A 15,166-nucleotide genomic window follows, 5' to 3' on the forward strand; every position below is an offset into this window, starting at 1 on the left:
GCCCGGCGTACCGTCGCTGCCCGCCGTCCGGGAAAACGGACAGCGGGACAGCGACGGTGCGATCACTCCGCGGTGGCGGCCGCCGGCTGCTCGGCGGCGGCCTGCGCCGGCTGCTGCTCCGGGGTGGCGGGCTGCTCGGCGGCGGCAGCGGCGGGCTGCTCGGCGGCGGGCTGCTCGGGCGACTCGTCGGCCTTCTTCGGCTCGAGCAGCTCGCGCTCCCACTCGGTCAGCGGCTCGTCGCTCGCGACGCCCTCGGGCTTCTCGTCGTTGCCCCGGCGACGGCCGGAACGCGCGATCAGGCCATCGGCGACGGCGGCGGCGACGACCTTGGTCAGCAGCTCGGCCGAGCGGATCGCGTCGTCGTTACCCGGGATCGGAAAGTCGACCTCGTCCGGGTCGCAGTTGGTGTCCAGTACCGCGATCACCGGGATGCCCAGCTTGCGGGCCTCGTCGACGGCGATGTGCTCCTTCTTGGTGTCGACGATCCAGACCGCGGCGGGGAGCTTCTGCATGTCCCGCAGACCACCGAGGGTGCGGGTCAGCTTGATCTTCTCGCGGGAGAGCTGAAGGGTCTCCTTCTTGGTGTAACCGGCGGCGGTGCCGCTGAGGTCACCCAGGGCCTCCAGCTCCTTCATCCGCTGAAGGCGCTTGTACACGGTCTGGAAGTTGGTCAGCATGCCACCGAGCCAGCGGTGGTTCACGTACGGCTGGCCGACGCGGGTCGCCTGCTCGGCGATCGCCTCCTGGGCCTGCTTCTTCGTGCCGACGAACAGGATGCTGCCACCCTCGGCGACGGTCCCACGCACGAACTCGTACGCCTTCTCGATGTACTCGAGGGTCTGGCGCAGGTCGATGATGTAGATGCCGTTGCGCTCGGTCATGATGAAGCGCTTCATCTTCGGGTTCCAGCGCCGGGTCTGGTGCCCGAAGTGGACACCGCTCTCCAGCAGCTGACGCATGGTCACGACGGCCATGGTTGGGGTACTCCTCAAGGTCCCTGGTTTGTCACGCCCGGCCGGTGGCCGGGCGTCCTGGCGCCTGGTCGCCGGCCCATGGTGGGCCCGATCAAGATCGGGACCAGGGAGGCCGTCGCTTCACGACGATTCGTGAAGAGGGCACGCGAGGTCGACCGCACGAGGCGGTCGCCAGTTGGCCAGTGTACGCCCCTCACCCGTTCAGCCGCCCCGGGGTGCGTGTCGGGTGCCCGCCGCTCCGCCGTTCCGCGTTCTCCGTTCGATCGGGCGAGTTGCCCGGACCAGGGCGGGCGTCGGACCAGGGCGGGTCAGCCGGCGGCGAGCGCGGCGGCCACGAAGAGCACCAGACCGACGGTCAGGTAGGCCGTTGGCGGGCGCAACCAGCCCCGGCCGTTGTCGGCGAGTGCCAGGCCACCGGTTCGCAGCCCGTACAGCCCGGTCGCGAAGATCGGCAGTCCGGCCACCAGGGCGATACCGACCACCACGTTTCCGGCGTCCAACGGGTCGCCGGTCACGCCCGCCAGCAGTACCCGCAGTGCGGGGACCTCAAAGATCAACACCAGCAGGGCGAAGAGTACGGCCAGCACCGGACGACGGGTCCGATAGACACCGTCGGGGGCCGGCGAATACGCCGGCGGCTCGCCTGCGGGCAGGTCGGGGCGAGGGCCGATCCCCGGCATCGGGCCGGTCGGCATCTCCAGCGGGTGCGGTGTGTCGCCGCCGCCCCGGGCCGGCTCGATGATCGGGTACCCGCCGAGCGGCGCGGGACGTGCCTGGTCCGCGAGCACGCTGGCCGGCGCGACGGCCGGCGACGTGGTGTCGCGGGCGGCCTCCGGAGCGACGCTGGTCGGCTCCCGGGCGGCCCGGCGTCCGGGTAGCTCACCGGAGGTCTCCGAGGGGTCCCGGTCCGCCCGCCGCGACCGGGTGGCCCGGTAACCGTCGACCTCCGGCCGCGCGGCACCCAGCGGGTCGACCGCGCCGAACCGTCCCGAATCGGCCTCGCTCGCCCCGAACCGACCGGTCTCGACGTCGAGGGCGATGAAGCGACCGGAGTCCGACTCGGGCGTACCGAGGCGGCTCGCGTCGACGGCGCTCAACCGACCCGAATCCGACTCCGGCGTACCGCCGAAACGGTCCGCGTCCACCGCGCCCAGACGACCCGAATCCGGCTCGGGGGTACCGAAGCGACCCGCGTCGACGGCGCCGAAGCGTCCCGAGTCCGGCTCGCGGCGGCGGCCGACGCCGGTGTCCTCGACGGATCGGCCGTTCTCCGTGCCACGCTGCTCGGGGATTTCACCGTCCCGGTATCGCGACTCGCCCGCCCCGCGCCACTCCGACTCGCCGTAACCGCGTCCCCGCTCGTCGGGGTACCAGCGCGACTCCTGATCTTCCGGGAAACTCCGTCGTCCGTCCACGTCAGGCACCGTATGCGACCGGCCGCGCCCGCGCCATTTCAGCCCAGCCGGCCATAGGTCCGATGGCGCTAGCACACCGTGGGCATGATCGTCCGACTGTCCACAGCGACCCCGTTGTCCACAGCTGGGGCCCTGTCGGGTCGCGACGACCGCCCTCCGGCGGGCAGCGTGCCGGCCATGACGAAGCGGAACCAGGCGGTCGGCGCGTACGGCGAGCGATGCGCTGCCCGGCACCTGACCGAGGCGGGGCTGCGCCCGATCGCCCGAAACTGGCGCTGCCCGGCCGGGGAGATCGACATCATCGCGTGGGACGGGCCGGTGCTCGCCTTCTGCGAGGTGAAGACCCGCCGGGGTGATGACTTCGGCACCCCGGCCGAGGCAGTCGTGCCGGCCAAGGCCCGCCGGCTGCGAGGGCTCGCCGCGCGCTGGCTGACCGAGACCGGTACGACGGCGGACGAGGTGCGTTTCGACGTGCTGTCGGTACGCCTGCCCGACACGGGCCCGGCGCAGGTCGACCACCTCAAGGGCGCCTTCTGACATGGGCACCCGAAGGATCGGTGACGCCCCGTGAGCTACGCGAAGGTGCTCTGCGTGGGGTTGGTCGGGGTGACCGGCCACCTGGTCGAGGTGGAGGCGGACCTGGCCGCCGGCCTACCGGCGGTGGTGATCTCCGGCCTGCCGGACACCGCCCTGCACGAGGCCCGCGACCGGGTCCGCGCCGCCGTGGTCAACTCCGGTCAGCGCTGGCCCAACCGGCGGATCACCCTCAACCTGCTGCCCGCCACACTGCCGAAATTCGGCTCGGCCTTCGATCTGGCCATCGCCGCGGCGCTGCTCGGCGGCTCAGGTGAGCTGCCGCTGCTTCCGTTGGAGGGGGTGGTGATCCTCGGCGAGCTGGGGCTGGACGGCACGGTACGTCCGGTGCGCGGGGTGCTCCCGATGGTCGCCGCCGCGGCCCAGGCCGGCGTCGCGCGGGTGATCGTCCCGCTCGGCAACGCCGCCGAGGCCGCCGTGATCCCCGGGGTACGGGTGCGAGCCGTGGACACCCTGCACCGGCTCGTCACCTTCGTTCGCGACGGGGCCCCGCTGATCGAGCCACCGTCGGACATCCCTGCGCCGATGGCCGGTGGGCCGGATCTCGCCGAGGTCGCCGGGCAGCAGATGGGCCGACGCGCGTTGGAGGTCGCCGCGGCGGGCGGGCATCACGTGGCACTGTTCGGCCCTCCGGGCGCCGGCAAGACGATGCTCGCCGAACGGCTGCCGTCGATCCTGCCGGAGCTTGACGACGAGGCGGCGCTCGAGGTCACCGCGCTGCATTCGGTCGCCGGGCTGCTGCCCCCGGGCGGACGGTTGCTGCGTCGCCCACCGTTCCAGGCACCACACCACACCGCGACCGTGCCGTCGCTTGTCGGTGGTGGCTCTGGGCTGGCCCGGCCCGGCGCGGTGTCGCTGGCGCACCGCGGGGTGCTCTTTCTCGATGAAGCTCCCGAGTTCAGCAAGGGCGCGCTGGAGGCGTTGCGGCAGCCGCTGGAGCACGGCCACATCCAGCTGAGCCGCAGCGGAGGCGGCACCGTGTACCCGGCCCGGATCCAGTTGGTGCTCGCGGCCAACCCGTGTCCGTGCGCGAAACCGTCCGGCGACGCGCACTGCGAGTGCAGCCCGCTGGTGCGCCGCCGCTACCTGGGCCGGCTTTCCGGGCCGCTGCTCGACCGGATCGACGTCCAGGTACGGCTGATGCCGGTGCGGGCGGCGGAGCTGATGGCCGCCGACGGCGACGTCGAGCCATCGGCGACGGTCGCCGCCCGGGTGACGACGGCCCGGCAGGCGGCGGCCACCCGCTGGGCCGACCTCGGCCGGCGACTCAACGCCGAGGTGGCAGGCCCGCACCTGCGTCGACCGCCGTGGCGACTGCCGGCCCGGGCCACCGCCGAGTTGCGGGGCCGGCTCGACTCCGGCTCGCTGTCCGCGCGCGGCTTCGACCGGGTGATCCGGATGGCCTGGACAATCGCCGACCTCGACGGCCGGACCCGGCCGGACCGGGACGACGTCCGGGAAGCGCTTCAACTACGAACGGGGGAGGCGACGTGAGCGCCGAGGAGGAACGGAGGCTGGCCCGGGTCGCTCTGACCTGGCTGGCGGAGCCGGGCACGCGCGCGGTGCACCATCTGGTCGAACGGCACGGCCCGGTGGCGACCCTGGACCTGCTGCTCGACGGCGGCAGCCCCGACGGCTGGCTGCACACCACGGTCGCCGCACGCTCGGCCGCCGGCGACGCGCGGGCGGTGGCGGCGGAGGCGTTGGAGCGGGCGGACCGGCTGGGTGCCCGGCTGGTCACACCGGACGACGAGGAGTGGCCGGCCCGGGTTGCCGGCCTGGCCGCGCTGCGTCTGCCTGACGTCAGCCGGCGGGTGGACGGTGAGACCGCCCCACCGCTCTGCTTCTGGGTACGCGGGGGCTGGCCGCTCGGCGAGGCGCTGGATCGCTCGGTGGCAGTGGTCGGCGCGCGGGCGGCCACCGGCTACGGCCAGCACGTGGCGACCGAGCTGGGGTACGGCTTGGCGGAGCGGGACTGGACAGTGGTGTCCGGTGGCGCGTTCGGCATCGACGCTGCCGCCCACCGAGGCGCCCTCAACGCGGACGGTCTGACCGTCGCGGTGCTCGCCTGCGGGCTGGACCGGCCGTACCCGATGGGCAACGCCGCGCTCTTCGACCGGATCGCCGACACCGGGCTGCTGGTCAGCGAGTGGCCGCCGGGTTCCGAACCGCTGCGACCCCGGTTCCTGATCCGCAACCGGGTGATCGCCGCGGGCACCCTGGGCACCGTCGTGGTGGAGGCGTCGGCGCGCAGTGGCGCGACGCAGACCGCGCGGCGAGCCATCCACGCCAACCGGGTGGCCATGGTGGTGCCGGGGCCGGTGACGTCGGCGATGTCCGTCGGGGCCCACGAGTTCCTGCGCGAGCACCCCAAGGCGCGGCTGGTCACCGGGGTGGCGCACGTGCTGGAGGAGGTGGGCCGGATCGGCGCGGACCTGGCCCCGCTGGCGCGCGGACCGCAGCGGGCCGCCGACGCGCTGGACGACGACGCGCGGTCCCTGCTGGAGGCGCTGCCCCGCCGAGGCGCGATGGGCGTGGACCGGCTCTCCGCCCGCGCCCGGGTCGACGTACGGACCGCGTTGCGCAAGCTGTCGCTGCTGGAGGAGTTGTCCATGGTGGTCCGTCGCGACGACGGCTACGCGCTCGCTCCGCCCGCCAAGGCGAAACGAGTCGTGGCGGCGGAGACGTCCGGGCCGGTCTGAGGCGAGCCTGCGCGGGGCATCGAGCTGCCGCTCCTACCGGTACGGTCCGCGTTCATGGGTGCAATCAGACCGTGGCACATCGCCGCACTGTGCTGTCTCGTCGCGTCCGCCGTGCTCGTCGCCGGCCTGGTGGTATTCCTCATCAAGAGGACCAACCGCCGGTAGCAGGGCCCGTACCCGCGTCATCGTGTCCGGTCGGGCACGGCGATCGGCCGTACGCTGGTGCCGTGCCAGCTGTGAGTCAAGGTGCCTGGGCCGTTGGACCGGCCGGCACAACGGGGCGACCACGATGAGTCGACCCGACCGGGGCACCCGGGCCATGCACCAGGCCCTGCCGCCGACGCTGCGGGACGCGGTCGACGACTTCGCCGAGCACCTGTCCCGGGTTCGCAACCGGTCGGCGCACACCGTCCGCGCGTACGTCACCGATCTCGTCTCGCTGCTCGACCACGCCGTCCGGATGGGCTGCGACGACCTCGCCGAGCTGGACCTGTCGGTGCTGCGCAGTTGGCTGGCGCGCCAGCGCACCACCGGTGCGGCGCGCACCTCATTGGCCCGCCGGGCGGCGTCGGCGCGGGCGTTCAGCGCCTGGGCGCACCGGGCCGGGCTGCTCCCCGCCGACGTCGGCGCCGCGTTGGCCAGTCCCCGCGCGCATCGGGAGTTGCCCACCGTGCTGCGCGCCGACCAGGCCGCCGCCCTGGTGGAGGCGCCGTCCCGGCAGTCGCCGTCCACCAACCCGCCACGCCCGGACCCCGCACGCACAGACGCAGCACGCACGGACCCGCCACGCACAGACGCAGCACGCACGGACCCGCCACGCACAGACGCAGCACGCACGGACCCGGCACACATGGACACGGCGGCCGGGCCGGCGCAGGGCGCACCGGGAGGAGCCGAGGCGGTGCCGCTGCGGGACCGGGTGTTGTTGGAGCTGCTCTACGCCACCGGCGTACGGGTCAGCGAGGCGTGCGGCTTGGACGTCGGCGACGTCGACCACGGTCGGCGGGTGATCCGGGTGTTCGGCAAGGGCGGACGGGAACGCTCGGTGCCGTACGGGGTGCCCGCCCAGCGCGCGTTGGACGACTGGCTGCGCCGGGGCCGCCCGGCGATGGTGGGCGCCCGCTCCGGCGACGCGCTGCTGCTGGGCGCCCGGGGCGGTCGACTCAACCCGACGACCGCGCGGCAGATCGTCGGGGCGTACGCCGAGAGCGCCGGGCTACCCCGCACCAGTCCGCACGGTCTGCGCCACTCCGCGGCCACCCACCTGCTGGAGGGGGGTGCGGATCTGCGCGCCGTGCAGGAACTGCTCGGTCACTCGTCGCTGGCGAGCACGCAGATCTACACCCACGTGTCGGTCGAACGGCTGCGCGCCGCGTACCGGCAGGCACACCCACGCGCCTGACGGAAGGCAGAGGGCGCAGAGGGCGCTCCCACCCGCCTGATCGAGGGCCGGAGGCACGCGAGCCCGACCGTTACGATCATCACGTGAGCGTCCCGCAGCCCCCCGAGCCGATCCCGGGCGCCCGCCTGCTCTTCTCCCTGGACCCGGCGGTCAGCCACCTCAACCACGGGTCGTTCGGCGCGGTGCCGATCGGCGTCCAGCGCGCCCAGCAGCGGTTGCGCGACGAGATGGAGGGCAACCCGCTGCGCTTCTTCACCCAGGGGCTGGTGGACCGGATCGCTCACACCCGCCGGCACCTCGCCGGGTTTCTGGGCGCCGACCCGGACGGCAGCGCCCTGGTGGGCAACACCACCACGGGCGTCGCCGTGGTGCTCCAGTCGGTGGGCCTGCGAGCCGGCGACGAGGTGCTGAGCACCGACCACGGGTACGGGGCGGTCAGCCTGAGCATCCAGCGCGAGTGCCGCCGCACCGGCGCGGTCAGCCGGGTCCTGCCGATCCCGCTGGCCGCCGGCGACGAGGAGATCGTGCAGACCGTTCGGGCGGGCCTGCGACCCGGGCGGACCAAACTGCTCGTCGTCGACCAGCTCACCTCGGCCACCGCCAGGCTGTTCCCGATCGCGGCCATCGTCGGGGCGGCCCGGGAACACGGCGTGCCGGTCCTGGTGGACGCCGCGCACGCCCCGGGCATGCTGTCCACTCCGGTGACCGGCATCGGCGCGGACTTCTGGGTGGGCAACCTGCACAAGTGGGCGTACGCCCCACGCGGGACCGCCCTGCTGGCGGTGGCGCCGCAGTGGCGGGACCGGATCGAGCCGCTGGTGGTGTCCTGGGAGCAGGACGCCGGCTTTCCGGCCCGGATCGAATGGCAGGCGACTCTCGACTACACGCCCTGGCTGGCCGCACCGGCGGGTCTGTTCACGATGCGCAGTCTCGGCGTGGACCGGGTGCGGGCGCACAACGCCGCGCTCGCCGCGTACGGCCAGCGGGTGGTGGGGGACGCCCTGGGGGTGCCCCCCGCCGACCTGCCCGACCCCGGCGGGCCGGAGGTGTCGCTGCGCATCATCCCGCTGCCCGCCGGTGTGGGCACCACGATCGACGCCGCGCGGGCATTGCAGACGCGGATCGGTGAGCGGCTCGCCACCGAGGTGGCCGTGATGAGCTGGAACGGCCGGGGGTGGCTACGGCTCACCGGCCAGGTCTACAACGCCGCCGGCGAGTACGAACGGCTGGCCGCGCGGCTGCCGGCTCTGCTCGCCCAGCGCTGACCGGACGGACCGGAAGCAGGCGCACCGGGCCGAGGCCGAGCAGGGCCAGCGGGTCGAGATACTCCTCGCCCCGGCGCAGCCCCCAGTGCAGGCAGGCCTCGGCCGGACAACCCGGATGGCCCGGCAGCAACTCGCCCAGCGGCGCGCCGGTGCCGACCGGCTGGCCGACGCGTACGGCGGGTTGGACCGGCTCGTGGGTGGTCCGCAGCCCGTCGGCGTGGCCCACGGTGACCACCGGTCGCCCGGCCACCAGACCCGCGAAGAGCACGGTGCCCGGCCCCGCGCTGCGGACCACCGCTCCCGCCGGGGCCGCCAGGTCGACGCCCCGGTGCCCGGCCAGCCACGGCCGGGGCGGTGGGTCGAAGCGGCGTACCGGTCGAGGTGAGCCGTCGAGAGGCCAGCGGAACCGCCCGGCGGGCGCCGGGTCCGCGACCGGCGCCGCCAGGACGGCGACCGGCACGATCGGCGTCGGTGGTTGGCCGGGCATCGCCGCGATCAGCACGGCCAGCCCGCAGAGCTGGACGGTCAGTGCGAGGGGAAGGGCGGCGCAGAGCAGCAGGGTCCGGCCGATCGAGCCGACGGGTGGCGGTCGCATGACGGCAGCCTCCGGCCGAGCCCGGGTCGTCCGCCAGCCCGGCCGACCCGGCTGTGGACAACCGACGGCGCTGTGGACGACCACCCGGCAGCCTCGATGATCTGCTATGTCCGGCGACGAACCGCCGGAATTCCCCATCCGCCAGCATCGAATTCCTCATCCGCCAGCATCGAGGCCGACCGGACCGCCCCAGTTTCGCCTTCCTCCTGGTCGGCCCCACCCAGCGGTGCTCCGGGTCGTTCTCGGCCGGCACGGAGGGCCTAGGCTGGGCCGCGTGCGGCGGGTGCCGCCACCTGGACCGGGGAGGCCCTGCATGACCACTGTCGACGACCGGCCGCCCACGCTGGCCGACGCGAGCGGCCCGTCCCGGCTGGCGGAGCCGGACGAGGCGATCAGCGCCGAGGAGTTGCAGCTCGCGGCCCGCAACCACGGCATCCCGTTGGAGGCGCTGCGCTACGACGTCACCCCGGCCGGGCTGCACTACCTGCTGATTCACTACGACATCCCGGAGCTCGACGCGGCGACGCACACGCTGACCATCGGTGGCGCGGTGGACCGACCGCTGTCGCTCACCCTCGCCGACCTGCGGGATCGGCCGCGGGTCACCCGGCAGGTGACCCTGGAGTGCGCCGGCAACGGGCGGGCCCTGCTGCACCCCCGGCCGGTCAGCCAGCCGTGGCTGGTCGAGGCGGTCGGCAACGCGGAGTGGACCGGGACGCCTCTCGCTCCACTGCTGCGCGAGGCGGGCATCGACGCGGACGCCGTCGACGTGGTCTTCACCGGTGCCGATCACGGCGTCGAGCGCGGGGTCGAGCAGGACTACCAGCGGGCACTCCCGGTCGCCGACGCGCTGCGCGAGGAGGTGCTGCTGGCGTACGAGATGAACGGCGCTCCCCTGCTGCCGCAGCACGGCGCACCGCTGCGGCTGATCGTGCCGGGCTGGTACGGCATGGCGCACGTGAAGTGGCTGCACTCCATCGAGCTGCGGACCGAGCCGTTCGAGGGTTACCAGAACGCGGTGGCCTACCGGGTGCGCCAGGACGCCGACGACCCGGGCGTGCCGGTGACGCGGATCGAGCCGCGCGCGCTGGTGCGCCCGCCCGGTTTTCCCGACTTCATGTCCCGCCGCCGGGTGCTGCGGCCCGGCCCGTGCACCCTGGACGGCCGGGCCTGGTCCGGGCACGCGCCGGTCGTCGCCGTGGAGGTGACCACCGACGGCGGGGAGAGCTGGACACCGGCCGAGTTGGACCCCGCGGACACGGGGGATTTCGCCTGGCGACGCTGGCGGCACGAGTGGGTCGCCACGCCCGGCCGATATGTCCTCGGCGCGCGGGCGACCGACGCGTCCGGGCGGACCCAGCCGGTCGAGCAACCGTGGAACCGTGGCGGCTTCGCGAACAACCTGGTGCAGCGGGTCGAGGTCGTGGTGCCGGCCGAGTGACCGGCGAATGTCACGCCACGGGTGGGGGGCCCGTGGCGCGGCCCGGCGGTTCGGGTGCGCTCAGCCGCCGACGCTGGGCGCGCTCAGCCGCCGAAGCCGGAGTCGGCGGGCAGCGAGATGTCCGGCTTTTCCAGCTCCTCGACGTTGACGTCCTTGAAGGTCATCACTCGGACGTTCTTCACGAAGCGGGCAGGACGGTACATGTCCCACACCCAGGCGTCGTGCATCTCGACCTCGAAGTAGACCTCGCCGTCGGAGTTGCGCACGTGCAGGTCGACCTGGTTGGCCAGGTAGAACCGGCGTTCCGTCTCCACCACGTAGGAGAATTGGCGGACAATGTCGCGGTACTCCCGGTAGAGCTGCAGCTCCATCTCGGTCTCGTACTTCTCGAGATCTTCCGCGCTCATCGCACTCCGCCTTCCATGGCCACATCTTCCCCCACCGGCGTCGGAGGCCGAGGCTGCTCGCCCAACGCCACGCCGACGGTACCCCCTGACGCCCAGGAGCGCTCCATCGGCTCGTCCGGGCCGTGGCCGCCGGGCCGTCGGGCGCGCGGCGGCCGGCCGTCGCGGCCGGAGACCGCGGCGACATTGATGTACGAGAACCGGTGCTCCCGGCACGGCCCGTGCTCCCGCAGCGCCGCCGAGTGCTCCGGGGTGATGTAGCCCTTGTGCTCGGCGAAGCCGTACGCCGGGAACACCTCGTCAAGCTCCACCATGAGCCGATCCCGGGTGACCTTGGCGAGCACACTGGCCGCCGCCACACACGCGGCCACCCGGTCGCCCTTCCACACCGCCAGCCCGGGCACCCCCAGGCCGTCCACGCCGAAGCCGTCGGTCAGCACGTACTCCGGGCGGGTGGTGAGCGAGGCGAGCGCCCGGCGCATCGCGGCCAGGTTGCACACGTGCAGACCCCGGGCGTCGACCTCCTCGGCCGGGATGACCACCACGGCGTACGCGAGCGCGCGGTCCACGACCTCCGCGTACACCCGTTCCCGGCTGGCCGGGGTGAGCAGTTTCGAGTCGGCCAGCCCGTCGATCTCGCCGCGCCGCCCCTCGGGCAGCACCGCCGCGGCGGCCACCAGCGGACCGGCGCAGGCCCCTCGGCCCGCCTCGTCGGCGCCGGCCACGTGCAGGAAGCCACGCCGCTGCAACGCCCGTTCCAGGGCGTACAGGCCGGCTTCGCGGCGCACCACGGTACGCGGCGGGGTCAGCACGACGTCTCCTCCTGACCGGCGGCGGTCGACTGCCCCAGCCGGGTCAGCAGGGCGGGCAACTCAGCAGGGTAGAACCGGTCACCGCTGGCCGCCAACTCGTCGGGAGGCCACCACCGGTGATCGGCGATGCTGCGCCGCTCGATGTCGTTGAAGCCCGTGGTGTCCACCCGCCAGGAGTCCACCCGGAAGAGGAAGAAATCCTGCTCCTGGCGGTACCAGGTGCCGTCGAACGAGAACTCGGTCGCGTCGGACCAGACCGGCTCGCCCAACGCGGCCGGGTCGAGCCGCAGGCCGGTCTCCTCGGCCAGCTCTCGGGCCGCGCCCGCCGCCGGGGACTCCAGCGGATCGAGCCCACCGCCCGGGGTGAACCAGTAGCGGTGCCCGGGTCGAGCCGGGTCGAAGCCCTCGAACAGCAGAACCCGGCCGGCCGCGTCGACGAGCAGCACGCGGGCCGCGCGTCGCGGGGTGTAAACACGGTCGCCACTGTCCGCGACTGCCGGGCTCGCACCCTCACTCCTCGCGCTCACGGTCACCGCACCAGCCTGCCAGACCGACGCCGGATCGCCCACGCCCCGGCGGTCTACGGCTTGGGAATGCCGTCGAACCCATCTGGCACGGTGAGCCAGGTGGCCCGGTTGACCGGCCAGAAGACGGTGAACGCCCGCCCGACCACGTCCTTCTCGGGAATGGTGGCCTCGGTGATGTTCTGCCCGGACTGCTGCCAGTGCTCCAGGGAGTCACCGGAGGCGGAGCGGTGGTCGCCCATCACCCACAGCCGACCCTCCGGCACGGTGATGTCGAACTCCTGGTCGGCCGGCTTGTCGCGGATCCCGTCGCGCGAGAAGATGTACGGCTCGTCGAGCGACTTGCCGTTGATCATCAACCGCTCTTCCGGGTCGCAGCAGACCACGTGGTCGCCGGGGATGCCGATCACCCGCTTGATGAAGTCCTCACCGTCGGGGTTACCGCTCCACTCGGTCGGAGCCTTGAACACGATCACCTCGCCGCGATGCGGTGACCGGAAATCGTAGACCAGCTTGTTGACCAGCACCCGGTCATCGATCATGAGGGTGTTTTCCATGGACGGGGAGGGGATGAAGAAGGTCTGCAGCACGAAGGCGCGGACCAGCACCGCGACCAGGATCGCCACACCCAGCAGGATCGGCAGCTCCTTCCAGAAGGAGCTGCGCGGCTTGTCGGTCTGCTCGTCAATCACGCCAAGGAGCCTACGTTGCCCGGCTGGACGGCACCGTCCGGAACGCGCGGGAACCACCGAGTGCCGCCAGCAACGGAAGGATCAGCAGCACACCGCCCTGCGGAGTCGGCCGCACCGGGGGCTGCCCGGAGGAGGCCGTGGCCGGCGCGGACACGTCCTCGAACGTCGCGGGCACCGACAACGCGCTCCAGCGCGACGAGGGCCAGACCACCATGAAGGCGCGTCCGACCACATTGTCGATCGGCACCGGCCCCTGGCAACGCGCGTCCTGGGAGACCTCCCGGTGGTCGCCCATCACGAAGATCTGACCGGGTGGCACGACGACCTCGTCGAAGCGCCGGGAGCGACACTCCGACGGGTTGGGCGGCAGGTCCAGCGGTGAGTCCCGCAGGACGTACGGCTCGTTGAGCGGCGTGCCGTTGACGGTCACCCGCCCCTGACTGTCGCAGCACTTGACCCGGTCGCCGGGAAGACCGATCACCCGCTTGATGAAGTCCTTCTCGCCGGGGCGGCTCACCCCGACCAGATCGCCGACGGTGCGGGCGAGCCGGCCGGCGACGCCGGGCTTCGGCTGCTCGTCGACCTGCGGCGCCCAGCGGTCGGTGCCCCGGAAGACCACCACCTCGCCGCGCAGCGGGTCACGCACGTCGTAGACGACCTTGTTGACCAGCACCCGGTCACCGATGAGGAGGGTGTCCTCCATCGAGCCGGACGGGATGAAGAACGCCTGGAGCAGGAAGGTGCGGATCAACACCGCGAGGCAGAACGCGACCACCAGCAGCAGCGGCAACTCCTGCCAGAGGGGCATCTGCCGGCGGGCGCGGCGAGCCCGTCGGCGCCACGGATCGACGGTGCCGTCCTCGTCAAGCGTCTGCACCACGCCACTCCCCGGTCCGCAGAAACACCACCGCCCGGGAGCCTCGTCGAGGCTCCACGGGCGGTAGTGGACAGCTGCCCGCCACCTGGGCGGGACCGCCGCCTGGCTGCGCCCGTACGACCAGGGTAGTGCGCTCTGGTCGGTACGGCATACGCGCAGCTCGGGCGGCGTGGCGAGCGGGAAGTCAGCTGGGCTGCTTCTCCCGCTTCTCCTTGATCTTGGCCTTCTTGCCGCGCAGCTCGCGCAGGTAGTAGAGCTTGGCGCGACGCACGTCACCGCGGGTCACGATCTCGATCCGGTCGATGCCCGGACCGTTGAGCGGGTAGGTCCGCTCGACACCGACACCGAAGCTGACCTTGCGGACCGAGAAGGTCTCGCGCAGACCGTCACCCTGGCGGCGGATCACGACGCCCTGGAAGATCTGGACACGGGACCGGTTGCCCTCGACGACGCGGGCGTGCACCTTGACGGTGTCACCGGCCCGGAAGTCGGGAAGGTCGGTCCGCTTCGACTGGGCGTCAAGGGCGTCCAGGATGTTCATCGCTGCGTCCTCGTAAGGCTCACGGCGCACCGTCACTCGGTGCGCGGGTGGGTGATTCTGATTCCCGGGTGATGATCGGCGAGCCGACCCCGGTCGGGGATCCTCGTATCCGACCGCGGGCGCGGACGGATGCGGCAACCCCCCTACTTTGCCACATCCCCCGGCGGAGGCTGAAATCCGGCCTGGTCCAGGGCCGCGATGTCCCGTTTGTCGAGCCGATCGGCGGGCAGCGCGGCCAGCAGGTCCGGGCGGCGGGCGGCGGTCCGCAGCAGACCCTCCTCGCGCCGCCAGCGGGCGATCTTGCCGTGGTCGCCGGAGCGGAGCACCTCCGGCACGTCATGCCCGCGCCAGCTCGGCGGCTTGGTGTAGATCGGCGCCTCCAGCAGCCCGTGCGCGTGCGACTCCTCGTCCAGCGAGCCGGCGTTGCCCAGCACGCCCGGCAGCAGTCGGGTGATCGCCTCCAGCATCACCAGGACCGCGACCTCGCCGCCGAAGAGCACGTAGTCACCGAGCGAGACCTCGGTGACCGGCATCCGGGTGGCCGCGTGGGTCAGGACCCGCTGGTCGATCCCCTCGTACCGGCCGCAGGCGAAGAGCAGATGCGGCTCGGCCGCCAACTCGTACGCCATGGCCTGGGTGAACGGGGCACCGGCCGGCGACGGCACCAGCAGCCGGGGCGGCGGGGCCTCGGCCGGCGCCAGGGCGTCCAGTGCCTCACCCCACGGCTCCGGGCGCATCACCATTCCCGGCCCACCGCCGTAGGGGGTGTCGTCGACCGTGCGGTGCACGTCGTGGGTCCAGGTCCGCAGGTCGTGCACGGCGAGCTGGAGTACGCCGTTGGCCCGCGCCCGTCCGATCAGCGACAGGTCCAGCGGGGCGAAGTACTCCGGAAAGATCGACACGACGTCGACGCGCATGCGGGGTGGCC

The 15,166-nt window shown here is 73.0% G+C and carries 16 protein-coding genes; 6 read left to right on the forward strand and 10 right to left on the reverse strand.

Annotation, left to right across the window (positions count from 1 at the left end):
* Nucleotides 1–62 precede the first annotated feature (62 nt).
* Nucleotides 63–974 (reverse strand): 30S ribosomal protein S2, encoded by a 912-nt coding sequence (rpsB, locus tag AB0J33_RS15615; RefSeq protein WP_363613975.1) that lies wholly within the window; start codon nucleotides 972–974, stop codon nucleotides 63–65.
* Nucleotides 975–1,282: 308 nt separating this feature from the next.
* Nucleotides 1,283–2,398: a hypothetical protein gene (locus AB0J33_RS15620; RefSeq protein WP_363613977.1), complete on the reverse strand. Its 1,116-nt coding sequence runs from the start codon at nucleotides 2,396–2,398 to the stop codon at nucleotides 1,283–1,285.
* Nucleotides 2,399–2,566: 168 nt separating this feature from the next.
* Between AB0J33_RS15620 and AB0J33_RS15625 the strand changes: the two genes are divergently transcribed.
* The 5 genes from AB0J33_RS15625 to AB0J33_RS15645 all read left to right on the forward strand — a co-directional run bounded on the left by AB0J33_RS15625 (nucleotide 2,567) and on the right by AB0J33_RS15645 (nucleotide 8,352).
* Nucleotides 2,567–2,926 carry a YraN family protein gene (locus AB0J33_RS15625; protein WP_363613979.1) on the forward strand — a complete coding sequence of 120 codons (360 nt, stop codon included), beginning with the start codon at nucleotides 2,567–2,569 and terminating at the stop codon, nucleotides 2,924–2,926.
* A gap of 30 nt (nucleotides 2,927–2,956) precedes the next feature.
* Complete coding sequence (locus AB0J33_RS15630) at nucleotides 2,957–4,477, forward strand: YifB family Mg chelatase-like AAA ATPase (protein ID WP_363613981.1); 1,521 nt, start codon at nucleotides 2,957–2,959, stop codon at nucleotides 4,475–4,477.
* Nucleotides 4,474–5,685: a DNA-processing protein DprA gene (locus tag AB0J33_RS15635; RefSeq protein WP_363613983.1), complete on the forward strand. Its 1,212-nt coding sequence runs from the start codon at nucleotides 4,474–4,476 to the stop codon at nucleotides 5,683–5,685. The genes AB0J33_RS15630 and AB0J33_RS15635 overlap by 4 nt, the downstream gene beginning before the upstream one ends.
* 289 nt (nucleotides 5,686–5,974) lie before the next feature.
* Nucleotides 5,975–7,087 (forward strand): tyrosine-type recombinase/integrase, encoded by a 1,113-nt coding sequence (locus AB0J33_RS15640; protein ID WP_363613986.1) that lies wholly within the window; start codon nucleotides 5,975–5,977, stop codon nucleotides 7,085–7,087.
* A gap of 83 nt (nucleotides 7,088–7,170) precedes the next feature.
* Nucleotides 7,171–8,352: an aminotransferase class V-fold PLP-dependent enzyme gene (locus AB0J33_RS15645; protein ID WP_363613988.1), complete on the forward strand. Its 1,182-nt coding sequence runs from the start codon at nucleotides 7,171–7,173 to the stop codon at nucleotides 8,350–8,352.
* Here AB0J33_RS15645 and AB0J33_RS15650 read toward each other — a convergent pair.
* Nucleotides 8,273–8,839 (reverse strand): M23 family metallopeptidase, encoded by a 567-nt coding sequence (locus AB0J33_RS15650; RefSeq protein WP_363614614.1) that lies wholly within the window; start codon nucleotides 8,837–8,839, stop codon nucleotides 8,273–8,275. The genes AB0J33_RS15645 and AB0J33_RS15650 overlap by 80 nt on opposite strands.
* 421 nt (nucleotides 8,840–9,260) lie before the next feature.
* Between AB0J33_RS15650 and AB0J33_RS15655 the strand changes: the two genes are divergently transcribed.
* Nucleotides 9,261–10,388 (forward strand): sulfite oxidase, encoded by a 1,128-nt coding sequence (locus tag AB0J33_RS15655; RefSeq protein ID WP_363613990.1) that lies wholly within the window; start codon nucleotides 9,261–9,263, stop codon nucleotides 10,386–10,388.
* 83 nt (nucleotides 10,389–10,471) lie between these two features.
* Here the strand turns inward: AB0J33_RS15655 and AB0J33_RS15660 are convergent, their stop codons facing one another.
* The 7 genes from AB0J33_RS15660 to trmD all read right to left on the reverse strand — a co-directional run bounded on the left by AB0J33_RS15660 (nucleotide 10,472) and on the right by trmD (nucleotide 15,155).
* A complete protein-coding gene (locus tag AB0J33_RS15660; RefSeq protein ID WP_007075222.1) occupies nucleotides 10,472–10,795 on the reverse strand; it encodes a DUF2469 domain-containing protein in 324 nt (107 codons plus the stop codon).
* Nucleotides 10,792–11,604: a ribonuclease HII gene (locus AB0J33_RS15665; protein WP_363613992.1), complete on the reverse strand. Its 813-nt coding sequence runs from the start codon at nucleotides 11,602–11,604 to the stop codon at nucleotides 10,792–10,794. Before AB0J33_RS15665 ends, AB0J33_RS15660 begins: the two co-directional genes overlap by 4 nt.
* The gene (locus tag AB0J33_RS15670; protein ID WP_363613994.1) at nucleotides 11,598–12,137 is read right to left on the reverse strand and encodes an NUDIX domain-containing protein; all 540 of its coding nucleotides are present in this window, start codon (nucleotides 12,135–12,137) and stop codon (nucleotides 11,598–11,600) included. Before AB0J33_RS15670 ends, AB0J33_RS15665 begins: the two co-directional genes overlap by 7 nt.
* 47 nt (nucleotides 12,138–12,184) lie before the next feature.
* Complete coding sequence (gene lepB, locus AB0J33_RS15675; protein WP_363613996.1) at nucleotides 12,185–12,820, reverse strand: signal peptidase I; 636 nt, start codon at nucleotides 12,818–12,820, stop codon at nucleotides 12,185–12,187.
* 10 nt (nucleotides 12,821–12,830) lie between these two features.
* Nucleotides 12,831–13,700, reverse strand: a complete 870-nt coding sequence (gene lepB / locus AB0J33_RS15680; RefSeq protein WP_363613998.1) for a signal peptidase I — start codon at nucleotides 13,698–13,700, stop codon at nucleotides 12,831–12,833.
* Between the two features lie 181 nt (nucleotides 13,701–13,881).
* Nucleotides 13,882–14,238 carry a 50S ribosomal protein L19 gene (gene rplS / locus AB0J33_RS15685; protein ID WP_007456548.1) on the reverse strand — a complete coding sequence of 119 codons (357 nt, stop codon included), beginning with the start codon at nucleotides 14,236–14,238 and terminating at the stop codon, nucleotides 13,882–13,884.
* Between the two features lie 143 nt (nucleotides 14,239–14,381).
* Nucleotides 14,382–15,155, reverse strand: a complete 774-nt coding sequence (gene trmD / locus AB0J33_RS15690) for a tRNA (guanosine(37)-N1)-methyltransferase TrmD (protein WP_363614000.1) — start codon at nucleotides 15,153–15,155, stop codon at nucleotides 14,382–14,384.
* Between the last annotated feature and the right edge of the window lie 11 nt (nucleotides 15,156–15,166).

The organism is Micromonospora sp. NPDC049645 (assembly GCF_040675155.1).
Classification (GTDB): Bacteria; Actinomycetota; Actinomycetes; order Mycobacteriales; family Micromonosporaceae; genus Micromonospora.